The sequence below is a fragment of the Acinetobacter tjernbergiae DSM 14971 = CIP 107465 genome (genome assembly GCF_000374425.1).
GTDB classification, from domain to species: Bacteria; Pseudomonadota; Gammaproteobacteria; order Pseudomonadales; family Moraxellaceae; genus Acinetobacter; species Acinetobacter tjernbergiae.
This window is the reverse complement of sequence record NZ_KB894365.1, coordinates 75,052-96,848: the sequence shown is the minus strand read 5'-3', so window position 1 is coordinate 96,848 and position 21,797 is coordinate 75,052. Positions and strand designations below refer to the sequence as shown.

The 21,797-nt window shown below is 39.7% G+C and carries 22 protein-coding genes, 2 tRNA genes and 1 pseudogene; 12 read left to right on the top strand and 13 right to left on the bottom strand.

Annotation, left to right across the window (positions count from 1 at the left end):
* Positions 1-6: 6 nt before the first annotated feature.
* Positions 7-696 (bottom strand): aquaporin Z, encoded by a 690-nt coding sequence (gene aqpZ, locus C502_RS0111005; protein WP_018678873.1) that lies wholly within the window; start codon positions 694-696, stop codon positions 7-9.
* 174 nt (positions 697-870) lie between these two features.
* On the bottom strand, positions 871-1,878 hold the full coding sequence (locus C502_RS0111000; RefSeq protein WP_018678872.1) for an AraC family transcriptional regulator: 1,008 nt from the start codon (positions 1,876-1,878) through the stop codon (positions 871-873).
* A gap of 114 nt (positions 1,879-1,992) precedes the next feature.
* Here C502_RS0111000 and C502_RS0110995 point away from each other — a divergent pair, with 114 nt between their 5' ends.
* Complete coding sequence (locus C502_RS0110995; protein ID WP_018678871.1) at positions 1,993-2,637, top strand: sterol desaturase family protein; 645 nt, start codon at positions 1,993-1,995, stop codon at positions 2,635-2,637.
* A gap of 324 nt (positions 2,638-2,961) precedes the next feature.
* On the opposite strand, the gene hisF is transcribed toward C502_RS0110995, so the two are convergent.
* Positions 2,962-3,720, bottom strand: coding sequence for an imidazole glycerol phosphate synthase subunit HisF (hisF, locus tag C502_RS0110990; protein WP_018678870.1), 759 nt, complete (start codon positions 3,718-3,720; stop codon positions 2,962-2,964).
* Positions 3,721-3,821: 101 nt separating this feature from the next.
* Here hisF and C502_RS0110985 point away from each other — a divergent pair, with 101 nt between their 5' ends.
* From C502_RS0110985 to C502_RS0110970, 4 genes are read left to right on the top strand one after another with little or no spacing between them, the layout of a single operon-like run.
* On the top strand, positions 3,822-4,778 hold the full coding sequence (locus tag C502_RS0110985) for a homoserine kinase (RefSeq protein ID WP_018678869.1): 957 nt from the start codon (positions 3,822-3,824) through the stop codon (positions 4,776-4,778).
* A 4-nt stretch (positions 4,779-4,782) separates the two neighbouring features.
* Positions 4,783-5,400: a DUF1294 domain-containing protein gene (locus C502_RS0110980; protein WP_018678868.1), complete on the top strand. Its 618-nt coding sequence runs from the start codon at positions 4,783-4,785 to the stop codon at positions 5,398-5,400.
* Between the two features lie 32 nt (positions 5,401-5,432).
* A complete protein-coding gene (locus C502_RS0110975; protein WP_018678867.1) occupies positions 5,433-5,825 on the top strand; it encodes a DUF4870 family protein in 393 nt (130 codons plus the stop codon).
* 12 nt (positions 5,826-5,837) lie between these two features.
* Positions 5,838-6,200 carry an antibiotic biosynthesis monooxygenase family protein gene (locus tag C502_RS0110970; RefSeq protein WP_018678866.1) on the top strand — a complete coding sequence of 121 codons (363 nt, stop codon included), beginning with the start codon at positions 5,838-5,840 and terminating at the stop codon, positions 6,198-6,200.
* Here C502_RS0110970 and C502_RS18285 read toward each other — a convergent pair.
* Positions 6,169-7,097, bottom strand: a pseudogene (locus tag C502_RS18285) (DMT family transporter). The gene C502_RS0110970 and the pseudogene C502_RS18285 overlap by 32 nt on opposite strands.
* Before the next feature lie 63 nt (positions 7,098-7,160).
* Between C502_RS18285 and C502_RS0110960 the strand changes: the two are divergent.
* Both C502_RS0110960 and C502_RS0110955 read left to right on the top strand, forming a co-directional pair.
* Positions 7,161-7,712 carry a helix-turn-helix domain-containing protein gene (locus tag C502_RS0110960; RefSeq protein WP_018678865.1) on the top strand — a complete coding sequence of 184 codons (552 nt, stop codon included), beginning with the start codon at positions 7,161-7,163 and terminating at the stop codon, positions 7,710-7,712.
* A gap of 116 nt (positions 7,713-7,828) precedes the next feature.
* Positions 7,829-8,623, top strand: coding sequence for a hypothetical protein (locus C502_RS0110955; protein ID WP_018678864.1), 795 nt, complete (start codon positions 7,829-7,831; stop codon positions 8,621-8,623).
* Between the two features lie 50 nt (positions 8,624-8,673).
* Here C502_RS0110955 and hisA read toward each other — a convergent pair whose 3' ends face one another.
* The 5 genes from hisA to hisB all read right to left on the bottom strand — a co-directional run bounded on the left by hisA (position 8,674) and on the right by hisB (position 12,134).
* Positions 8,674-9,405 (bottom strand): 1-(5-phosphoribosyl)-5-[(5-phosphoribosylamino)methylideneamino]imidazole-4-carboxamide isomerase, encoded by a 732-nt coding sequence (gene hisA, locus C502_RS0110950; protein ID WP_018678863.1) that lies wholly within the window; start codon positions 9,403-9,405, stop codon positions 8,674-8,676.
* A 66-nt stretch (positions 9,406-9,471) separates the two neighbouring features.
* Positions 9,472-10,134 (bottom strand): 3'-5' exonuclease, encoded by a 663-nt coding sequence (locus C502_RS0110945; protein WP_018678862.1) that lies wholly within the window; start codon positions 10,132-10,134, stop codon positions 9,472-9,474.
* 141 nt (positions 10,135-10,275) lie between these two features.
* A complete protein-coding gene (locus C502_RS18880; protein WP_023274699.1) occupies positions 10,276-10,572 on the bottom strand; it encodes a DUF805 domain-containing protein in 297 nt (98 codons plus the stop codon).
* 351 nt (positions 10,573-10,923) lie between these two features.
* Positions 10,924-11,541 carry an imidazole glycerol phosphate synthase subunit HisH gene (gene hisH, locus C502_RS0110935; protein WP_018678861.1) on the bottom strand — a complete coding sequence of 206 codons (618 nt, stop codon included), beginning with the start codon at positions 11,539-11,541 and terminating at the stop codon, positions 10,924-10,926.
* Positions 11,541-12,134 carry an imidazoleglycerol-phosphate dehydratase HisB gene (hisB, locus tag C502_RS0110930; protein WP_000194096.1) on the bottom strand — a complete coding sequence of 198 codons (594 nt, stop codon included), beginning with the start codon at positions 12,132-12,134 and terminating at the stop codon, positions 11,541-11,543. Before hisB ends, hisH begins: the two co-directional genes overlap by 1 nt.
* Positions 12,135-12,237: 103 nt before the next feature.
* Between hisB and C502_RS0110925 the strand changes: the two genes are divergently transcribed.
* The 4 genes from C502_RS0110925 (at position 12,238) to C502_RS0110910 (ending at position 14,455) form a co-directional block, all read left to right on the top strand.
* Complete coding sequence (locus tag C502_RS0110925) at positions 12,238-12,615, top strand: GNAT family N-acetyltransferase (protein WP_018678860.1); 378 nt, start codon at positions 12,238-12,240, stop codon at positions 12,613-12,615.
* A gap of 109 nt (positions 12,616-12,724) precedes the next feature.
* Positions 12,725-12,800 (top strand) — tRNA-Phe (locus tag C502_RS0110920).
* 139 nt (positions 12,801-12,939) lie between these two features.
* Positions 12,940-13,015, top strand: a tRNA-Phe gene (locus C502_RS0110915).
* Between the two features lie 180 nt (positions 13,016-13,195).
* The gene (locus C502_RS0110910) at positions 13,196-14,455 is read left to right on the top strand and encodes an OmpP1/FadL family transporter (RefSeq protein WP_018678859.1); all 1,260 of its coding nucleotides are present in this window, start codon (positions 13,196-13,198) and stop codon (positions 14,453-14,455) included.
* Between the two features lie 60 nt (positions 14,456-14,515).
* Here the strand turns inward: C502_RS0110910 and C502_RS0110905 are convergent, their stop codons facing one another.
* The 3 genes from C502_RS0110905 to ompR all read right to left on the bottom strand — a co-directional run bounded on the left by C502_RS0110905 (position 14,516) and on the right by ompR (position 18,416).
* Positions 14,516-16,030 carry an acetyl-CoA hydrolase/transferase family protein gene (locus tag C502_RS0110905; RefSeq protein WP_018678858.1) on the bottom strand — a complete coding sequence of 505 codons (1,515 nt, stop codon included), beginning with the start codon at positions 16,028-16,030 and terminating at the stop codon, positions 14,516-14,518.
* Between the two features lie 149 nt (positions 16,031-16,179).
* On the bottom strand, positions 16,180-17,634 hold the full coding sequence (locus tag C502_RS0110900; protein WP_018678857.1) for an ATP-binding protein: 1,455 nt from the start codon (positions 17,632-17,634) through the stop codon (positions 16,180-16,182).
* A gap of 17 nt (positions 17,635-17,651) precedes the next feature.
* Positions 17,652-18,416 (bottom strand): osmolarity response regulator transcription factor OmpR, encoded by a 765-nt coding sequence (gene ompR / locus C502_RS0110895; protein WP_004678831.1) that lies wholly within the window; start codon positions 18,414-18,416, stop codon positions 17,652-17,654.
* Between the two features lie 316 nt (positions 18,417-18,732).
* Here ompR and C502_RS0110890 point away from each other — a divergent pair, with 316 nt between their 5' ends.
* Complete coding sequence (locus C502_RS0110890; protein ID WP_018678856.1) at positions 18,733-21,090, top strand: Tex family protein; 2,358 nt, start codon at positions 18,733-18,735, stop codon at positions 21,088-21,090.
* A gap of 59 nt (positions 21,091-21,149) precedes the next feature.
* Here C502_RS0110890 and C502_RS19515 read toward each other — a convergent pair whose 3' ends face one another.
* Positions 21,150-21,575, bottom strand: a complete 426-nt coding sequence (locus C502_RS19515; RefSeq protein WP_228129334.1) for a hypothetical protein — start codon at positions 21,573-21,575, stop codon at positions 21,150-21,152.
* Positions 21,576-21,797: the final 222 nt, after the last annotated feature.

Sequence of the window (21,797 nt, the reverse complement as noted above, 5' to 3'; positions counted from 1 at the left end):
GTGAGCTTAGCTTTTCTCGTTGCCGACCACTTTATAAATAAGCGCCCCAATGATTGCCCCAATAATAGGTGCAACCCAGAATAACCATAATTGGCTCAGTGCCGCAGTTTCAGCAAAAAGCGCCACCGCTGTACTACGTGCAGGGTTTACCGATGTATTGGTTACAGGGATACTAATTAAGTGAATCAATGTTAATGCTAAACCGATAGCAATCGGTGCGAAACCAGCAGGCGCACGACGATCTGTTGATCCTAAAATCACAATCAGGAAAAATGCGGTCAGTACCACTTCAATTAAAAAGGCGGAGATTAAAGAAAAATGGTTAGGTGATAAATCCCCATAGCCATTACTTGCAAAGCCGCCAGTACCTGCAAAGCCTGTTTGACCTTGTACAATAATGTAAAGTACCAAAGCTGCGATTGTTCCACCAATCACTTGCGAAATAATATAAGGTGCTAATTCTTTGGCTTGAAAGCGTCCACCAACCCATAAGCCTACACTGACAGCAGGGTTAAAGTGACCCCCTGAAATATGACCAAATGCATAAGCACCCGTTAAAACAGTTAGACCAAAAGCAAGTGCCACACCTAAGAAGCCGATCCCAAGTTCTGGAAATGCAGCGGCAAGCACAGCACTACCACAACCACCAAAAACCAGCCAAAAAGTCCCGAGAAATTCTGCTAAATATTTGTTCATTGTTATTACCCGATTCGTTATAAAAATAAAAAAGTATGCATCCAAGAATTTATTATGGATATGTGTAAGCCTTGTGAAAAAGTGTGAATTAATTCACACAGGTACATAGGCTCTTGTATAAGTGTTGTGGAAAAAATGATCAGTTGTGAAAGCGTTAGTTTGTCTCTAGTTTTATTAAGGATTGTAAGTTGTGTTGTTATTTCGCCACTGCTGCGGGGTTTGGTTGGTCCAAATTTTAAATGCACGTTGAAAAGCACTTTGTTCCGAATAGCAAAGTAGCAATGCAATTTCTTGTAGGCTCAGATGCGGATCTTTTAAGTATTCGGTTGCCAACATAAAGCGAATTTGTTGTACCCGTTCCTGAAAGGTGGTGTTTTGCTGTTGTAAGTGGCGTTGTAATTGTCTTACCGATAATCCTAATTTTTCGGCAATAAAATCGATTTGATATTGGTTTTTCTGTAATCCTGTCAAAATGGCATGTTGCAGACGTTGATCAAGTTGAGTGGAATTTGGCAGCTTGTCCAATAATGCTTGGGCTTGTTGCAATAACAGTTGTTGTAAGGTGTGATCACCTGTTTTTAATGGTTTAAAGGCTTCAGTAACGGGTAGGAGTAGTTGAGTTTTTGGCTGATCAAATCGGACTTTACAGCGAAAATATTGCTCATAAACGCTAATATTCTTCGGTGCAACATTCACAAAATGGACTTCATGCAGATTGATATTTTCACCTGACATAAATAACTTGAGGAATTGCACCATTAAGGCAATTGCAATTTCATCCGTTAACTGGGTTGGGTGGGGTTCGGGAGCTTCCCAACGGATTGATGCATAAGGATGATTAAATTCCACAACCAAGGGACTGCCATCATAAATCAGACGATGAAAATCATGATAACGTGCCAATGCTTCACCCAAGTTTTCACATGACAGTGCGAGGTAAGCAATAATTCCTAAATGTTTGGGTTGTACGTGCTCTGCAATTTCTAAGCCCAAACCTGTCTTTGGATTTAAATGATTAAGGTCTTCAAGTAGGTCTCGCCAAATCACATAATCAAAGCGTTCCAGATTTTGAACTTGTTGTAATTGTTCAGGAACAGCAATATGTTGTGCTTCACAATAGGCTTTTAATAAATGCCCCAATCCACCATAAACAGAGCCTGTATAGTTCTTGAGTTGAGACATCCTGTCTATCCTTATTTTGTCGTGTTTTGTCAATATAAATATATCGCATCGTCAATACTTCGCCTACAAAAATTTATATATTTAATAAAAATAAGGAAACATTTGGAGAAAGCCATGTTAAAGGGTTTTATTGCAGGTTTGGCTGTTGCAAACGCATTTGAATGGTTTGCACATAAATATATTTTACACGGTGTACATCGTCCAGGTCAGCCACGTTACAGTCCTGTACCAAAAAGTATGGAATCGCATTGGGCACATCATCGTGAGGTTCGTAAGCAAGAGTTTTCTGATGATTGTTATGTTGAAGGTTTGGATAGCTGGCGTACTCGAAATGAATTAATGTCATTGGCTGTTGCGGCAGGTGTAGCTAGTGTCGTGTTTTATCCCTTTTCAAAAGGGATGTCGTTGGCAGCAGTTTATAGTGCTGGAAATTATTATTATGTACATCGCCGTGCACATTTAGAACCTGATTGGGCAAAGCGTACTATCCCTTGGCATTACGATCATCATATGAATTCGAATCAAGATGCGAATTGGTGTGTAACGCGTCCATGGTTTGATTATGTGATGGGCACACGCGTGGTTTCATCGGCTGATTTAAAAGAAGCCAATCCACTCGGTTTACCTTTACCTGCACCACTTTCCAAAGTGTTAACTCAAGCGATTGAATCGGTTTTCCCAGCGAAGTGGGTTGAGCAAAAACCAAAGTTAGTGACGCCACCTGTAGCCGATGCGGAGCAACAAGAATCAGTTGCTTAGTGGAAAATGCGAAGTGTGACAATAAAGCACCAAGATTTTGACGAATCACGACAATACTTCAGTTGTTCATGTCGTGAATTGTCAATAAAATCTGTTTTTAATGTCAATATTTTTGTCTAGTTTATGGCTATTTTGATTCAAGCATTTTAGATGCTCAGAATTTGCAAAAATGACAAAATTCACGTTTACCCTCTAGCGTTGTATAAACGCAGTTTCCATACCTTGCTCCGCAAGGTATTTTTTTGTCTGATGAAAATGTTGAGTGAACAAAAAACCTCTCAAAAAATGATTTTGAGAGGTTGGTTTTTTGAGTAATACTAGTGTTTAAAGACGCATCTCAATCCCTTGATCAGCTAAATATTGTTTAGCCTCGGGAATGGTATGTTGACCAAAATGGAAAATAGAGGCAGCCAGTACCGCATCTGCGCCACCTTTCAAAATCCCGTCAGCCAAATGTTGTAAATTGCCCACGCCACCTGATGCAATGGTCGGAATATTGACACGATCATTGATCTGACGCATCAAGGCAATGTCATAACCTGCTTTAGTTCCATCTGCATCCATACTGGTAATCAGTAGTTCACCTGCACCGAAGTCTGCCATTTTCACAGCCCATTCAATTGCGTCGATGCCTGTTGGCTTACGACCACCGTGGGTAAAAATCTCCCACTTATTTTCGCCAGTTTTTTTCGCATCAATCGCCACCACAATACATTGCGCGCCAAAACGTTGAGAAGCTTCTTGAACAAACTCAGGCGTAAATACCGCTGCCGAGTTGATACTGACTTTGTCTGCACCTGCATTTAGTAATAGGCGAATATCTTCAACTTTACGGACACCACCACCTACAGTTAAAGGTACGAATACGCTTTCTGCCATACGTTCTACCGTACGGTAAGTCGTATCACGTCCATGATGGGTAGCAGTAATATCTAAAAAGGTAATTTCATCGGCGCCTTGTTCGTTATAGCGACGTGCGACTTCGACAGGGTCACCTGCGTCACGAATATCAAGGAATTGAACGCCTTTGACGACTCGACCATTATCAACATCTAAGCAAGGGATAATACGTTTTGCGAGCATAAAATTTTCCAAAAAATCGCCAATAAAGAAAGGGGTGCTACACCTTCATGGAGGGAACAGGTATTCTATCAAACTTCACAGCTATTTTTTGCAGGTTTTCCATGTCGGTTTATACCCCGTTGAGTTTAGAAGAAGTTCAAGCATTCGCTGAGCCTTATGGTTTAGCGATCATTGAGCTAATTCCAATCCAAGGCGGTATTCAAAACACCAATTATTTTCTGGTGGATCAATCACAACAACACTATGTTTTAACGGTTTTTGAAGAATTAGATGCTGAGGGGGCAGGTGAACTCGTCCCAGTACTGGATTGTTTGGGTAAGGCAGGTGTGCCTGTGGCTGTACCATTAAAATATGATGGTCAGGCGATTCACAGCATTGCAGATAAACCTGCTCAGATTGCACCGCGCTTGATGGGGGAACATCCTGAAGAAGCCAGCATTGAACAAGTACAGGCGATTGCCCAAGCGCAGGCAAAATTGCATTTGGCTTTGCAGGGCTTTCCTTTGGAACGTGATTTTAATCGCAATCATCAATACTGGTCAGAAGTAGCAAGCCAATTACGTCCTCAATTGATTCAAGCAGATCAACAACTTTTAAATCAGGTCTTTCAGTTATTTACAGTGATTACGCAAGCCTACCCAAACCGACCAACGGGCTTTATTCATTCCGATTTATTTCGGGATAATACCTTGTTTGAGGGCGATCAATTACAAGGCATTCTTGATTTTTATGAACTGAATCAAGATGAGTGGTTGTTTGATATTGCGATTAGTATCAATGACTTCTGTACCGCTTATCCACAAGCCCATTTAGACATGGAAAAAGCTGAGGCATTTTTAAGTGCTTATCAAAGCATTCGTCCACTGACATCAGATGAATTGGCTTGTCTGGATATTTTCCTAGCAATGGCTGCTTGTCGCTTTTGGAGTATGCGTTTACAGGTCGCACAGAAAAATACAGCAGAAGGGCGGACAGGTGACGATATTTCGCAAAAAGACCCCGTGGAAATGCGCATGATGTTACAAAACCGTTTACAACAAGTTTTAGGTTTAGGGTAGGAATATGCGAGATCAAGGGCGTTTAGTTGAATGGTTCGATGATAAAGGCTATGGCTTTATTCAACCCAATGATGCACATAAAGATCGTGTCTTTATCCATATCAAAGACTTTGCTCGGACAGGGCCACGTCCAATCGTGGGGTGTGCCTTGGAATATTTAGTCATTTTGGATGAGCGCGGTCGTTATCGCGCTCAGCAGGCAACTTATTTAAAAGCCTCACAAGTAATTGAACATCGTCGGAAACCGAATACGCCTTCATCATCTAAGCGTTGGTCAGCGATGCAAATTGCGATTGTGATTTATATTGTATTTATGCTGATTGCAAGCTTTAGTAAGTTATTGCCGCCGTATACTTTGCTGTTTGTTAGCTTGATGAATGTCGTTAGTTATTGGTTATATGCGCAAGACAAAGAAGCGGCACAATTGGGGAATCGACGTATTCCAGAGCAGACTTTGCATATCGTGGATTCTTTGGGTGGTTGGTGTGGAGGGTGGCTTGCTCAGCAAAAACTGAGACATAAAACACAAAAACAACCGTTTCGTAAGATTTATTTCTGTACCATAGTCTTTCATATATTGTTGATATGTTGGCTAATTTCTCCACTCAATGTGTTTTATTGATTGAGGGAGTGAGTTTTTGGAGATAAATAAAAATGAATTATTCCGTTGATCAAGATCCAAACCGTACCTTAACGTTGGTTCTCTATGTACTTTATATCATTGCGATTTTTAGTGGTGGTTTGTTGGCGATTATTGCTTTGATTATTAACTATGTAAAACGTCGTGATGTACAAGGTTCGATTTTTGAAAGCCATTTTACTTGGCAGATTCGGACTTTTTGGTGGTATTTGGCTTGGAATATCATTGCATTTATCCCCTTTTTCTTTCTGTTTTTTACAGGTGATAATGCTAATGCTTTTGCAGGTGTCGCACTGTCAAGTACGATATTTTGTGGGTTAGTGATTTTTGCTGCATGGGTGTGGATTGTATATCGAGCAATTCGTGGTTTAATTGCATTAAATGATAATCAACCTATGTATCAATAAATAGGATAAAACATGATTATTGAGCATGTACATTTAAATATTAAGCCAGATCAAAGTGAAGATTTCGAATTAGCCTTTCAAACTGCGAAAGAGATTATTTATCCAATGGAAGGTTTGAATGCTATTCAGCTCATTAAACATGTCGAAGACCAGCATCGCTATATTTTGATGGTCTTTTGGGATCGTATTGAAAATCATACTGAAGGTTTTAGGAAATCTCCTGAATATCAGCAGTGGAAAGCATTATTGCATCCATTCTATGAACAGATGCCAACGGTTGAATATTATCAGCCACAGATGTTGTTAAAAAAGAAAGCACCCTACATGATAAAAAGAGAGCTATTCAGCTCTCTTTTTTCTTTTCTAATAATTTGAATTTTAATTCACTGACTAAAACACCAAGCACCACTAAACACCCACCGAATAAAGCCAATAATGGTAATCGCTCGCCTGCGATTCTTCCAAACACACCTGCCCAAACAGGTTCACCTGAATAAATAATTGCAGCACGGGTTGGATCAACCATTCGTTGTGCCCAATTCATTACAAATTGAATCAGCGCACTGGCTAAACCTAGACTGAGTACTAGAATGCTTAATTGCCATGAAAAATCAGGAATATTGCGTTCACCAACGATGGGCATACTGACAAAAGATAAGCACGAAGCAACCGCAAGCTGAATAACTGTGACTCGTCTTAAATTGACTTTCCCTGCAAAATAACCAATCAAAATAATTTCTAGCGCAATCACAAAGGCACAAATTAAGGTTAGTGTTTGTCCATAGCTTAAACTGATATTGGAGATGCCATTTCCAGTTAAAAGCACTAATCCAATAAAAGCGAGTGCAGTCCCTAACCATGTCATCAGAGAAGGTCTTTTTGGAAAATAAGCCACATCAGAATGGGGACGAGAGGAACGTAAAGAGCAGTTAAAAAGGCAGACTCACTACTTAGAATCGTTTGTAGCGCAATGGTTTGTGTACCATAGCCAATCGCGATCACAACACCAATTGCTGTTCCTGCAAGTATTTCTTTTAAAGTTAATCCACGCATTGATTTGATTGAAATGAGCAAGATAGCTAAAGCTGCAACAGCAAAACGACAGCCCACAAAAAACATGGGACTACTAAAATTCAAGGCGTATTGCACGGCTAAGAAAGTCCCACCCCAAATCATGGTAATGAAAATGAGTGCAAATTGAGCCGCTTTGGGGGATTGAGATAAAGATGTCACAACAACAAACCTAGTAAATAAGTGCAGTATATTGCACATATTGTATTATTTGAGAGTTTTGTGCAATATATTGCACGGATATTAATTTGATTGCTAATGTAAATGAGCCAAGCTGACACTGTTCTACAATATGTAGGAAAAAATATTCGTTTTTTCCGCGATCAATCACAACTCAGCCAACAAGAGTTAGCGGATCGTGCTGGTGTTAGTCGGCGTACTATTGCTGCCTTGGAAACAGGACAAGTGAATATTAGTTTAGCTAAATTAGATGCGATTGCTGCTGTTTTGGCTGTCGATTTTAAACGTATTGTGAGCGCCCCTGAGCTGAGTGAATCGGCTATTGTGGATACGCTTGCTTGGCAAGGAAAAGATCAAGATAGTCATGCTACGCTTTTGGCTGCTGTACCAACACATACCCAAACTGAGTTATGGCGGTGGTCACTTGCGGTAGGAGAGGAATATTGTGCTGAAGCTGATTCAAAGGGTTGGCAAGAACTTATTTATGTTTTAGAGGGTGAATTAAGCCTTGAATTTGAAAATGAAACTCGTGTGATTTGTGCAGGTCAGTCGATTCTTTTTAAAAGTGATGTGCTTTATCGTTATGTTAATCGCGGCACATGCGTATTAAAATTTATTCGTAATGTGTTGTATTAAAATAATACTTCTGCAAAGAGATATTTATACAATTGAGTAGAAAATAGAAAAAATAGAGTACACTTAATCGATAAAAAATATTGAGTTATAAATACATTTTAGATCAAGGGGTAAAAATGGATGCATTGGGGTGGTATTTTCAATATTTCTCAGTTTTTGGGGTCGGAATTCATGTCATTATTGCACTCTGTTTTGCAATTCATGCGATTCGTAATGGTCGGCCTTATATTTGGCTATGGATTTTATTTATTTTCCCTTTTTTAGGAAGTATTGTTTATTTTGTTGCTGAGTATTTACCTCATTCGCGTATGCCATACCAAGTAAATACATTAAGTAAAAAAGCCTTACATGTTCTACAGCCAAATCGTCAATTAAATCAACTTAAAGAAAATTATGAGCATTTACCGAGTGTTGAAAATGCGGTTCATTATGCGGATGCTTTAGTTTCATCTGGGAAAGCGGAAGAAGCCATCATCATTCTTGAACAGAAAAATAATGGATTCTGTGCTGAAGATCCGGCATTTTTAGAGAAGTTTGCACGTGCATTATTACAAGACCAACAGTCACAACGTGTATTGGAAATTACTCAAAAAATTAGAAATCTACAACCCAATTTTCGAAGTGAAGAAATTGCTTTATTACGGGCCTTAAGCTATCACCAATTGAATCAAGAAGACTTGGCGCAACAAGAGTTTTCATTTGCGATTCGCTCTAAAAATATTTCAATTTTGAGTGAATATATTTTTTGGGCGATCCAAACAAATCAACCTTCTTTAGCACATGAAATACGTGCCGAGATGCAACGCAGTTGGGCTATTTGGTCAAAGTATGCACGACGATTGCATAAACCTATTTTTACTGAGGTCGATAAGGCTCTAAAGCAAATGGATAAAAACGTAAGAACATCGTGAAAACAAAAAAGTGAGCGTAAGAACGCTCACTTTTTACTTAAGATAAAGTCTTAAAGACGATTTTCATCTAGTAATAACTGTGCTTCACGAAGATTTAATGTGCCTTCATAGATTGCACGACCTGTAATAGCACCTAAAATACCTTGCTGACCTTTTAAGTTGCGAACATCATCGAGATTGGTCACACCACCTGAAGCGATCACAGGTAAGCCAGAGTATTGTGCTAAATGAACAGTTTGCTCAACGTTAACGCCTTGCATCATGCCATCACGTGCAATATCGGTATAGACAATGCTTGAAACACCGGCATCAGCAAAACGTTTTGCCAAATCAGTTGCCTTCACGTCAGTTACATTTGCCCAGCCATCTGTCGCAACCATACCATTAATTGCATCAATACCGACAATGATATGACCTGCAAAGCGTTTGCACGCCTCTTCAACAAACTCAGGCTCTTTTACTGCCTTTGTACCGATAATCACAAAAGATACACCCGCTTCCAAATAGTGCTCAATCGTTTCTAGTGAACGAATACCACCACCAATTTGAATTGGAAGTTCTGGTTGTGCGCGTGCAATCGCTTCGACTACAGGTTTATGAATTGGCGTACCCGCGAAAGCACCATTCAAATCGACTAAATGTAAACGACGTGCGCCTTCATCAACCCAGTGTTGTGCAGTTGCGACAGGATCATCAGAGAAAACGGTATCGTCTTCCATACGTCCTTGTTTTAAACGAACACATTTACCATCTTTCAGGTCAATTGCAGGGATGATTAGCATGCTTTCGCTCCTAGCTTCATCATAAAGTTTAAATTGGCGATATATTAACAAAGTATTGATCAATCGCTAAGCCTTGTCTGCTGAACCTTGAAGTATTCTCATGATTTGTTGCTGTAATTGCGGTGTGAGTAACTGTTGTTGATTAAGTTGTTCAAAACTGCGAAGTGCTGCATAAGCATCTGCTGCTGCGTAGCTGATTTGTTGGGGGCTAAGATTCTTGACTGCCCAATTCGATGTGCTGATTTTTTTACTTTTGACAAAATAACGTTGAAAAAGCAGTGCTATTGCCGTTTGAATGCCAACTTGATGGGTATAACCAAAACTTGAAAAACTTTTAGAAAGATCGATCATAGATTGTGGATTGATTTCTTTGCGACGAAAGCTGCTGGCGTCATTTTTTAAACCAAAACCAACTTTGAGTTGATGTTCATTTTCTAAAATAGGCTTTAAAAAATTAAGAATGTCAGGCTTTACTTGGAACAGATAGGCTTTTTCATGTGTTGAAAGTTGAATTAAATGCGGACCTGTGGATTTCTCACCGACTTTGAAGGTCGGTTTGGATTCGGTATCAAATCCGAATATAGCAATAGCGTGAAGTTCAGTTTGAATTGCCATGCATTGTTCGAGTGTTTGAATCACTAAAATATTTTCAGCACTTAGGTTTTGAAATGCAGGTAATGTACGGATTTGTTCTTTGCTTAAAAGCGCTGTTGCTTGCTGCATTTCCATTTTCTGAAACTCAAAACTTTTGCTTGAGCTTAAACGGTTTTGTGGCAATGAAAAAGCCAAGTGAGAAAACTTGTCTTTTAAATGTTATGGATTCAGTTTGATTGAACTTTATCCGATCTAGGTTGGTTCATTTTTTGAAAACTAATGAGGAGCAGACATTGATGCAAGCGACATCAGAATGTTAAGAATCAAACCTAGAGGGAATAAAACGGCATAAATCGAACCTAGGACTTTTTCCCAACCTCTGGTTTCTCGAACTGGTCCAAAATTATTAGGACCTTCTGTACCCTTGGCGCATAATAAATAGATCATAAAAAATAAATTGATGACAGGGATGATGATCAATAGCCCCAACCACGCACTTCGATTGCAGTCATGTAGGCGACGAATCAGGAAAACAATTGAAAGATATAGAATGTTAGCCCAGTAAAACCGCATATAAGCATAAATAAAACAGTATATTTAGCGAATGCATCTGGATCAAAAGAATTTGCTAAAATAAGTATAGGGATGCCTATGGCAACGAATAATATAAGGTTCATTAAGAATGACCATCCCAAATAGGACAGTCGACCAAAACGACCTAGTAGGCACAAAGGGTTATCAGCGATTGTTTGTTGAATAGATGAATTTATTGTATATAACCTAAATGAAGTGTTTTTATACGATTGTTAAAATTTAAAATATGTATTCACATGAATTATAAAAAATAAATTAGAAAATGATAGTTGTTCTTATTTGAAACAGATCAAACGGTACACGACGTTTGATCTGTAATCGCGCGATGAGTTAGATCTTCCACTCAACAAAGTTTTTTAACAATTGCAAACCAGCCGTATGACTTTTCTCAGGATGGAATTGGGTCGCGAACAAATTGTCTTTATGAATTGCAGTACAAAAGTTCACGCCATAATCACAAGTTGCCGCAGTGATGGCAGAGTCTTTTGGTTCTACATAATAGCTATGTACGAAATAGAACCGTGCATCTTGTTCAATGTTATTCCACATTGGATGGCTTGGATCAAGTTGGTGTACTTGATTCCAGCCCATGTGAGGTACTTTTAAGTTTGGAATTTCAGGAAAGTGTTTCACAACACCCTCAAAAATACCCAAAGCATCTACGCCACCATTTTCTTCAGATGTTTGTAGAAGAGCTTGCATCCCAACGCAAATCGCTAAAACAGGCTTGTTAAATGCTGCTTGATGCACCACTTCATCAATGCCTGCCTCATGCATGCCGTGCATACAATCACGCATTGCACCCACACCAGGAAATACAATTTTATCCGCTTTGGCGATCAGCTTTGGATCATTGGTCACATCAACTGTTGCACCGACATGTTCTAAAGCTTTTGCTGCAGAGTGCAAATTACCCATACCATAGTCAAGTAAAGCAATACGCGTCATTACAGGCTACCTTTTGTTGAAGCAATGGTATTTTCTGCGCGTGGATCAATCTCACATGCCATACGTAATGCACGAGCTAATGCTTTAAAGACACTTTCAATCTGGTGATGACTATTTTTGCCTTTCAAGTTATCAATATGCAATGTCATTAATGCATGATTGACAAAGCCTTGGAAAAACTCTGAAAATAAGTCGACATCGAATGTTCCAATGCGAGCGCGAGTAAATGGAATATCCATAAACAAGCCTGGGCGACCTGATAGATCAACAACAACACGAGAAAGTGCTTCATCTAATGGTGCATAAAAATGCCCATAACGACGTAAGCCTTTTTTATCACCTAAAGCTTGTGCAAAGGCTTGCCCCAAGGTGATTCCACAATCTTCAACTGTGTGGTGATCATCAATTTCTAGATCGCCATCGCAATGAATATCGATATCAAATAGACCATGGCGCTTGATTTGATCAATCATATGGTCTAAAAATGGAACTCCAGTGTTCAGTGTGCCTTGACCTGTACCATCGAGATTGAGACGAACTCGAATTTTGGTTTCGTTGGTATTTCTTACCACTTCACTGATACGTTGCGTCATGGACACGTTCCTCAAAAAACGTCAAAAATGATTGAATTAAAAACCAATATTTCGCTGTGACGAAAAAGTGACAGCATCATAGTTTGCTCAGGAGGGTTAATCAATGCCTATTACCGTACATGCTTACAGTTCTCTAGATAATCTAGGAATTCGTACTCAGCTCGAGCGACTCTACGATACCAGCCCAGAGTTTGGTGATGGGCAAGATGCAATGGAGCAACTTGCACAAAATCTACAACAATATACCACAGTTTATACTGCTGAATTTAACACCAAAATTATAGGTGCAATTTGGGCAACAGGACAAGGTGAAAGCCGAGTTTTGGAATATATTGTGGTACATCCGTCTAACCGTGGACGTGGAGTTGCAGAACGCCTAGTTGAAGAAGTTTGCCGTATGGAAGAAGAACAAGGGGTGAAGCAATTTGAGCCAGGCTGTGGTGCAATTCATCGTTGTTTATCACATCTAGGCAAAATCTAGAATTAAAGTCTGATGGGTTTGCGATTTGCATCAAAATTAGACGTTTGATAGAAAAACCCAGAAATTTGCTTGACGGGCTTAGGTAAACATTGTTTAATACGCCCACTTTGGCGCGATAGCTCAGTCGGTAGAGCAACGGATTGAAAATCCGTGTGTCCCCAGTTCGATCCTGGGTCCCGCCACCATAAATTTGTATTTTCAATCCCTGATCCCATCAGGGATTTTTTTTACCCAAAACTCATTGCATGAAAAATGGGCAATCAAATCGAAAGTTCATGATAATTATTGACTATTGGGCTGAGATACGGCTTAATACACTCCATTGGCGCGATAGCTCAGTCGGTAGAGCAACGGATTGAAAATCCGTGTGTCCCCAGTTCGATCCTGGGTCCCGCCACCATATTTGAAAAACCCTAAACTTTAGTTTAGGGTTTTTTTATGCATGAATCAAAATAGGGTGTGTTTTGATCATAAAATTTGTTTATGAATAAAAAGAATATGCTTCTCAAATTAACTTAGTTATCTGAATAAAAGAAAAACAATATACTTACATATATATTATTTTTACTGAAGATAAGTTATGCAAAATTTGCTTGGGTTTGCACTTCCTACATTATTTTTATCCGCTTTATCGTCATCAGCATTCGCGACAACAGGTTATTTCATGCATGGTTACGGGGTTAAAGCTCAAGGAACTGCTGGGGCCTCTATTGCGGCATTTAATGATGCTTTGACGATTGCGAATAATCCTTCTGGATTGGCTTGGTTAGACAGTCGTGTCGATATTGGTGCGACCATATTTAACCCTAAGCGTTCTGCTGAAATTGAAGGGAATTTGGCAGGCGCCAACGGTCAATATAGTTGCAATGGGCGTGAATATTTTGTTCTACCGGAATTTGCGGTAAATAAAAAAGTAAATGATACGGTTGCTTTGGGTTTAGCGATTTATGGTAACGGCGGAATGAATACCTCGTACAAGAAGAACCCGTATGCAGCTTTTGGGAATACAGGTGAGGCAGGGGTAGATTTAGCGCAGATTTTTATTTCTCCATCTGTGGCTTGGCGTTATAGCGAAAACCAATCCATCGGTATTGCGACCAACATTCTCTATCAAAGATTTGAAGCTAAAGGAATTTCAGGTTTTGCACCATTTTCTATTGATGGGCAAAAACTGAGTAATAATGGTAAGGACTCTGCTACAGGCATAGGTGTTAAAGTCGGGTGGAGTGCGAAGCTAAATGATGTCGTAACTGTTGGTGCAAATTATTCTTCAAAAATTAAATCGGACAAATTTGACCAATATCGCGGTTTATTTTCACAAGCTGGAGGTTTTGATGTGCCAGAAAGCTATGGCGTAGGAACAGCTTTTCAATTGACGCCTGCATTAACTGTATTAACCGATATAGAGCGTATTAATTATTCTGATGTAGATTCAGTTGGAAATCCTTTTAGCCTAGCTTCGGTGATGGCGGGTAATGGTTTTGGTTCAGAAAAAGGTCAGGGTTTTGGTTGGAAAGATATCAACGTTTACAAGATTGGTGCGGCATATCAAGTCAATCCACAAGTGACGATAAGAGCTGGATATAGCCATAATGATCAGCCAATTCCCCAAGATCAAACGTTCTTGAATATTCTTGCACCTGGTGTAATTCAGGACCATCTCAGCGTGGGGGCGACGTGGAACATTGATCGTACACAGGAGCTCAGTGTTGCATATACCTATGGATTGAAAGAAACCGTAAAAGGAAGTCAATCTATTCCTTTGAACTTTGGAGGTGGTGAAGCTAACCTTGAAATGGATCAGCATATTTTAGGTATTTCATATGGTCTGAAATTCTGATCAAAACTAAAAAGGCTGAATCAAAGAGATTCAGCCTTTTTAAAGATGTGAAGCAAAAAATTAAGCAGTTTTTGCTAATTTTTCGTTTGCTAACATATGACCAGTTTCTTCGAAGTTCGCATGCCATGACAGCGCTTCACGAAGAATATGCGGCGTATGTCCACCACGTTCACATGCACGATCAAAGTAGTCATTGAGTGCAGCTTGGTAAAGTGGATGTACACAGTTATCAATAATCACACGTGCGCGCTCACGCGGTGCTAAACCACGTAAATCAGCTAAACCAACTTCTGTTACCAGAATATCGACATCATGCTCATTATGATCAACATGGCTGACCATTGGTACGATTGATGAAATATCGCCACCTTTCGCAATGGATTTGGTTACGAAGATAGCTAAGTGCGCATTACGAGCAAAGTCACCTGAACCACCAATACCATTCATCATTTTCGTACCGCAAACATGAGTTGAATTGACGTTGCCGTAAATATCAAACTCTAGTGCAGTATTAATTCCGATAATACCCAAACGACGTACGATCTCAGGATGGTTTGAAATCTCTTGTGGGCGTAATACCAGTTTGTCTTTGTAGTGTTCCAAGTTACCAAATACACGCTCACCACATTGTGCAGAGAGCGTAATTGAACTACCTGATGCAAATTTCATTTTTCCTGCATCAATCAATTCAAAGGTACAGTCCTGTAGGACTTCTGAATACATCACAAGATCTTCAAAGTTCGAATCTTTAAGACCAGTCAAAACGGCATTGGCAATAGACCCAATACCCGCTTGTAATGGACCTAAGTTCTTCGCTAAACGACCTGCTGCCACTTCTTGTTCAAAGAATTTAATCAGGTGGTTGGCAATGCCTTGAGTTTCATCATCAGGTGCAGTGACTGTTGATGGAGAATCAGCAGTATCATTAAAAACGATACCCACGATTTTTGCTGGGTCAATTTGAATCGCCGTTGAACCGATACGGTCATCCACTTGGGTTAATGGAAGTGGAGTACGGGTTGGACGATAAGTCGGGATGTAAATATCATGTAAACCTTCAAAGTTTTCGCTGAGAGAGGTGTTGATTTCTACAATCACTTTTTCCGCAAAAATTGCAAAACTTGCTGAGTTACCTACAGATGTTGTTGGTACGATATGACCATCTTCTGTAATTGCAACGGCTTCAATAACAGCAATGTCAGGGCGTTTGAGCTGCTGATTACGCATTTGCTCTACAGTTTCAGATAAATGTTGGTCAATGAACATCACTTCGCCGTTGTTAATTGCACGACGTAATGTGTTATCAACTTGGAATGGCATACGACGAGCAAGTACACCTGCTTCGGTCAATTGTTTGTCTAAGTCGTTACCGAGGCTCGCACCTGTAATTAACGTGATTTTTAACGGATTTTTCTTGGCTTGTTCAACCAGTGCTTGCGGAACAGCTTTTGCTTCTCCAGCACGAGTAAAACCACTCATGCCAACCGTCATATCATTTTCAATAAAGCGAGCAGCTTGCTCTGCGCTCATCACTTTGTCATGTAGGGTAGCAAGGCGAATACGACTTAAAGACATCATCCATTCTCAATATACTTTTTAGTTCGATATTGATTTTAGCGTCAAAACTTGAAAAGGGAATTGGACTACGGCTAAGGTCTAATATGTGAAATTCGTGATATTTTTTTAGAGAGAAAAAGTGACATTTTGCGATGCCACTGATTGATTTAGAAATGCCCAGTGAGAGTCTGTTTGATTTTATCAAGTGTATTGCTTTGAGGTTCTTCAGGATTTTCACTATTCAGAGGGAGAGAAATAACAACCTCTAAGCCACCCTGATCTCGATTGCGAATATTGATTTGCCCTTGATGAATATCAACAATACGTTTCACAATTGCTAAACCGAGTCCACTGCCTTGAATGGTACGAGCTGAATTACCACGCACAAAAGGCTGCATCAATTCTTCCACTTGATCTGGTGGAATACCTTCACCATGATCAGCCACTGTAATCAGAATATGATCATCCACATGACTGGCAGATAACTCAATTGGCTCTGCACCATAACGCTTGGCGTTATTGACTAAATTGGCAATCAAACGTTTCAGCGATAAGCTACGAGCAGGAATAATAGGTAGTTCCTGAGCATCAAAGCGAATATCTAAAGGCTTAAATTGCACGACCACTTCTTGCAGTAAAGTGTTTATATTGGTTGGTGTAATTTCCTCATCAGATCCATCTCGCATATAAGAAATAAATTGATTCAGAATGGCATCCATATCATCAACGTCATAGATTAAACCTTCACGGAAAAACTCATCAGGGAGCATTTCTGCGGTGAGGCGAATACGAGTCAATGGTGTGCGTAAATCATGTGAAATGCCAGCCAACATGATTTGTCGATCACGTTCTGTTTGCTCAAGTGTATATACCATATGGTTAAAGGCTTGGTTTACTTGGCGAATTTCAAATGGACCATGATTGGTATCTAGATAAGGGGCTTTACCTATTTTGCTGTAATTGTTGGCAGCATTTTGTAGGCGACGTAATGGTCGATTCATTTGCCGAACTAGAATTAAAATAATGATTGAGGAGAGTATAGGAACGCCAAAAAGCCATGCGGCAATCAGTTCAACACTGTAATTGGTATAGGTTTTTAATGGCTCACGCACCCAGTTGCCATTCATTTCTGGGGTTTGAATCCAAATGCGTGGAATCGGTTTGAATTTGAAGTAAACGGTAACTTGCTGAACTCCTAACTCTTTGGCGAGTTTGGTTTCAATTTGATCAGTAAATAGCTCAGCAAGGAATTTATTTTCGATTACAGGAAATTCTTTGGGATCGGTAATGTATTCAATCCCAATTCGATTTTTGAGCCATGTATCAATATCGACTTCAGTATCACGATGCAAAATTCGAATATCAGGATTGTTGACAAGCTCTAATTCGATCGAGAGATAACGTGCATGTTGCTGTAATTCTGGTAAATATAGAGTCCGCCAAAAAAACCATAAAGACATAAACAGGCTAAAAAAAACCGTAAATAACACCAATATCGTTGTACGCATGGCGGCAGAACGCGGTTTAATTTTATCGAGAAAACGCTCCCATTTGGTTCGTGGCCTTTCAGAGTAAGCCACGAAATCAGTAAATGCTTGCGGATCAATAGGTTCTAGTTTCAACAGTTTATTTCCTGAGCTTACTCTGCACCATCTGGAACAAATACGTAACCGACACCCCAAACTGTTTGAATGTAACGGGCGCGTGCAGGATTGTCTTCAATGAGGCGGCGTAAACGAGAGACTTGCACATCAATCGAACGTTCCATCGCTCCCCATTCACGACCACGCGCCAAGTTCATCAGTTTATCACGTGTGAGTGGTTCACGTGGGTGTTGAACCAAGGCTTTTAATACAGCAAATTCACCTGTCGTTAAAGTCACCACTTGACCTTCACGGGTTAAGGTACGTGTAGAGAGATCTAACGCCCAAGGACCAAAACTGACGACTTCGACTTGTTGACTTGGCGCACCCGGCACTTCACGTACTTGACGACGTAACACGGCACGAATACGTGCTAACAGCTCATTTGGATTGAATGGCTTTGGTAAATAGTCATCTGCACCTGCTTCTAAACCTGCGATGCGGTCAGAGTCGCTGCCACGTGCAGTTAGCATAATAATAGGCGTGTCGATATTAGACTGACGTAAACGACGGCAAATACTTAAACCATCTTCAACAGGCAACATAAAATCTAAAACGATAAGCGAAAATAATTCACGTTGTAGTAAACGATCCATCTGTGTTGCATCGTGGGCTGTTTTCACCACGAAGCCTTTGTCTTCTAAAAAGCGTTGTAAAAGCGTACGCAAGCGCACATCATCGTCGACAACTAGAATACGTTCGACTCGATCTGTTTCATGATGTACGGTTTCCGTCGATTCGGCAGGTACAACTAAACTCATGATGTGCTCCTTTATCGTTTATTGTCGTCATTCATGCAATGCTTTGGAGTATACGATTCATTGCACAGTTTTGGCTATGTTATAAAGCAACAAATATTGCCAATAAAATCAAGAGATAGATACCAAATGTATACAGGTAAAATGATGACAATCAATCTATTTTTCAATATTTAGCTGAAAAAATCTTGGTATTTTATAAGTATTTATCAATTAGCATAATCTACTCGAAAAATATTCAAAAAAACAATAGTGGATTTTATAGTCACGGACTTTATAATCAGTGCTTTTAGACTTAACCCTTGTGGAATCAATCACGATGACTGACTTAGTTCAGCAGTTGGCAAATGAAATTGCCGTACGTCCAAACCAAGTAGAAGCTGCTATTCGTTTAATTGATGAAGGCGCTAGCGTTCCCTTTATTGCACGTTACCGTAAAGAAGTCACGCAGGGCTTAGACGATACGCAATTACGTCAACTCGATACACGTTTAACTTACTTACGTGATTTATACGAGCGTCGTGAAAAGGTGATCCAATCTTTACAAGAACAAGATAAATTAAGCGATGACTTATTGGCGCGTGTCAATGCAGCAGAAACCAAGAATGCCTTGGAAGAAATTTATGCGCCATATCGTCCAAAACGTACCAGTAAATCATTTAAGGCAAAAGAAGCAGGTCTTGGTGCTATTGCTGAAAAAGTGATTGCAGATCAAATTGACCCAAGCGAAGCATTGGTTGGTTTTAGTCATGAAGACTACCCAGATGTAGAAAGCCAACTTGATGCAATTCAGCATATTTTGATTGATGATTGGGCGCAAAATATTGGATTAACCACTGAATTAAAACAAATTTTCTCTAAAACAGCAGTGTTGAAAAGTAGTGTTGCTTCTGAAGAGAAAAAAGAAGTTGGTAAGAAATTCCGTGATTATTTTGAATTTTCAGAGAATTTAAATAAATTACCATCACATCGTTTATTGGCGATGTTACGTGGTCGCCAAGAAAATGTCTTAGGCTTAAAAGTTGATGGTGAAGATGATACACCTCTGTCACGTATTGAGACAGAATATAATCTTGATCAAATTCAGCCACAGACTCGCCAAGATTATTTAAAGCAAACTGCAAAATTATTTTGGCTAGGTAAGATTCGTCCGCAAATCGAGCATTCATTATTAACAGACAAACGCTTGGTTGCTGAAGCGGAAGCAATGGATGTGTTTGCTGAAAATTTACGTCATTTACTCCTTTCTGCACCTGCTGGTGGTCGTACCACTTTAGGTGTCGATCCTGGTATCCGTACTGGTGTAAAGCTTGCTGTGGTGAGCGATGCAGGTGATGTGCTTGCATATAGTACGATTTATCCATTTGCGCCAAAAGAAGATAAACAAGGTTCAATTACTGAGTTGGCTCGTTTATGTCGAGAGTTCCACGTGGAACTTATTGCGATTGGTAACGGGACTGCAAGTCGTGAAACTGAAGCCGTTGTTGCAGAAATGATGGCTGCTAATGCTGACTTGAAACTGACGCGTATTACAGTCAGTGAAGCAGGTGCATCAGTTTATTCAGCAAGTGAATTGGCTTCACAAGAGTTGCCAGAGTTAGATGTTTCAATTCGTGGCGCGGTTTCAATTGCTCGCCGTTTACAAGATCCATTGGCTGAACTTGTTAAAATTGATCCAAAATCAATTGGTGTAGGTCAGTATCAACATGATGTTAATCAAACTGGTTTAGCAAAAACATTAGATGCTGTGGTTGAAGACTGTGTGAATGCAGTTGGCGTAGATGTGAATACTGCATCTCCAGCAATCTTGGCTTATATTGCGGGTTTGAATAAATCAATTGCACAGCAAATTGTTGAATATCGTAAAGAAAATGGTCGTTTTGATAACCGTCAAGCCTTGAAAAAAGTGCCACGTTTAGGCGAGCGTACCTTTGAACAATCAGCAGGCTTCTTACGTGTGCAAAATGGTTCTGAGCCATTAGATGCATCTGCAGTTCACCCAGAAAGTTATGGTGTGGTGGAAAAAATTGTTGCGGCAAAAGCGACAACAATAAAAGACATCATTGGTAATACTGAAATCATTCGCCAAGTCAAAGCCGATGAGTTTGTTGATGACAAATTTGGTTTACCAACGATTCAGGATATTTTAGCCGAACTTGAAAAGCCGGCGCGTGATCCACGTCCAGAGTTCCGTACAGCAAAATTCCGTGAAGATATTACCGAAGTTGCTCAACTCACTGAAGGGATGCAACTTGAAGGCGTCGTTACCAATGTCACAAACTTTGGTGCGTTCGTGGATGTGGGTGTACATCAAGATGGTTTAGTGCATATCTCTGAATTAGCGAATGAATTTGTTTCTGATCCACATAAAGTTGTGAAACCAGGTCAAATTGTACAAGTACGTGTGATGCAGGTTGATGTAGAACGCAATCGTGTGAACTTGAGTATGCGTGCTGAAGGTTCTGCACCAGCGAAAGCACCACGCCAACAACAGCGCCCACAGCAAGATCGTACTGAACGTTCAGAGCGTAAACCTCAAGGTCAACGCCCACCACGTAAAGAAGGTGATTTTAAACGTCCGCAGAATAACAAGCCAAAAACTGAAAAACCACAAGAGCAAAAAATCGGTGGTTTAGGTGCATTGTTATTACAAGCAGGGATTAAAGGGTCTAAATAAGTTTTAGCGCTTTATCCTTAAATAAAAAAACCTCCATTCAGAATTGAATGGAGGTTTTTTTATTCTTTTCTATTGGACTCAATGTGCTTAAAGGCATGTATTTGCTGTTCTTTAAATTCTAATAGGACGAGGTCTTTTTCACTGGATGCCATTTTTAGAACATGAATCTCTTTTAAAATATTATCCAAAAAAGTTTGGTAGTCTTCTGGGTTGAGCATGCTTTCCACGATGAGTAGCCCATCTGTTTGTACTTTATAATTTAAACTTATTTTACGAAGTATATTTAAAGCAAAAGGTGGACATAACAAAACATCGAGTAAGAATTGGAATAATTTAGACCACGACAGTTTTAATACTTTGCGCTGTATGCTAATGGTAATGAGCGTCATTATATTGAGTAGATAAATCAAAATAATTGTAATGGCAAGAAGGGTATATCCACCTTGAAACCAAAAAATAACAGGAAGACAAAATAGCGTTAACATGAATAATAGAATATTAACGAACTGAAGGGGTTTAAGTATTTTACTGATTGTATTTATAAAGTGGATGTCATCAACATGCATCAAAAGCTCTAATTTTTTGACATTCCAAGTGCATTTGAAAGTCAAATGATGAGGTAAAAAGAGATTGGGAAGCACTAAATATCGATGCAGGAAATTTAATTTTTTGGAAGATGGTTGTGCATTAAAGTGCTTGAAAAGCCC

Excerpts from the sequence above, each read along its gene's own strand:
- C502_RS0110985 (WP_018678869.1), top strand. The coding sequence starts at position 3,822 with ATGTCGGTTTATACCCCGTTGAGTTTAGAAGAAGTTCAAGCATTCGCT.
- C502_RS0110945 (WP_018678862.1), bottom strand. The coding sequence starts at position 10,134 with ATGGAAATGCAGCAAGCAACAGCGCTTTTAAGCAAAGAACAAATCCGT.
- C502_RS0110970 (WP_018678866.1), top strand. The coding sequence starts at position 5,838 with ATGATTATTGAGCATGTACATTTAAATATTAAGCCAGATCAAAGTGAA.
- C502_RS18880 (WP_023274699.1), bottom strand. The coding sequence starts at position 10,572 with ATGCGGTTTTACTGGGCTAACATTCTATATCTTTCAATTGTTTTCCTG.
- C502_RS0110980 (WP_018678868.1), top strand. The coding sequence starts at position 4,783 with ATGCGAGATCAAGGGCGTTTAGTTGAATGGTTCGATGATAAAGGCTAT.
- C502_RS0110925 (WP_018678860.1), top strand. The coding sequence starts at position 12,238 with ATGCCTATTACCGTACATGCTTACAGTTCTCTAGATAATCTAGGAATT.
- C502_RS0110975 (WP_018678867.1), top strand. The coding sequence starts at position 5,433 with ATGAATTATTCCGTTGATCAAGATCCAAACCGTACCTTAACGTTGGTT.
- C502_RS0110905 (WP_018678858.1), bottom strand. The coding sequence starts at position 16,030 with ATGTCTTTAAGTCGTATTCGCCTTGCTACCCTACATGACAAAGTGATG.
- hisB (WP_000194096.1), bottom strand. The coding sequence starts at position 12,134 with ATGACGCAACGTATCAGTGAAGTGGTAAGAAATACCAACGAAACCAAA.
- C502_RS0110890 (WP_018678856.1), top strand. The coding sequence starts at position 18,733 with ATGACTGACTTAGTTCAGCAGTTGGCAAATGAAATTGCCGTACGTCCA.
- hisF (WP_018678870.1), bottom strand. The coding sequence starts at position 3,720 with ATGCTCGCAAAACGTATTATCCCTTGCTTAGATGTTGATAATGGTCGA.
- aqpZ (WP_018678873.1), bottom strand. The coding sequence starts at position 696 with ATGAACAAATATTTAGCAGAATTTCTCGGGACTTTTTGGCTGGTTTTT.
- hisA (WP_018678863.1), bottom strand. The coding sequence starts at position 9,405 with ATGCTAATCATCCCTGCAATTGACCTGAAAGATGGTAAATGTGTTCGT.
- C502_RS0111000 (WP_018678872.1), bottom strand. The coding sequence starts at position 1,878 with ATGTCTCAACTCAAGAACTATACAGGCTCTGTTTATGGTGGATTGGGG.
- C502_RS19515 (WP_228129334.1), bottom strand. The coding sequence starts at position 21,575 with ATGTTAACGCTATTTTGTCTTCCTGTTATTTTTTGGTTTCAAGGTGGA.
- C502_RS0110955 (WP_018678864.1), top strand. The coding sequence starts at position 7,829 with ATGGATGCATTGGGGTGGTATTTTCAATATTTCTCAGTTTTTGGGGTC.
- C502_RS0110910 (WP_018678859.1), top strand. The coding sequence starts at position 13,196 with ATGCAAAATTTGCTTGGGTTTGCACTTCCTACATTATTTTTATCCGCT.
- hisH (WP_018678861.1), bottom strand. The coding sequence starts at position 11,541 with ATGACGCGTATTGCTTTACTTGACTATGGTATGGGTAATTTGCACTCT.
- C502_RS0110960 (WP_018678865.1), top strand. The coding sequence starts at position 7,161 with ATGAGCCAAGCTGACACTGTTCTACAATATGTAGGAAAAAATATTCGT.
- C502_RS0110995 (WP_018678871.1), top strand. The coding sequence starts at position 1,993 with ATGTTAAAGGGTTTTATTGCAGGTTTGGCTGTTGCAAACGCATTTGAA.
- ompR (WP_004678831.1), bottom strand. The coding sequence starts at position 18,416 with ATGAGTTTAGTTGTACCTGCCGAATCGACGGAAACCGTACATCATGAA.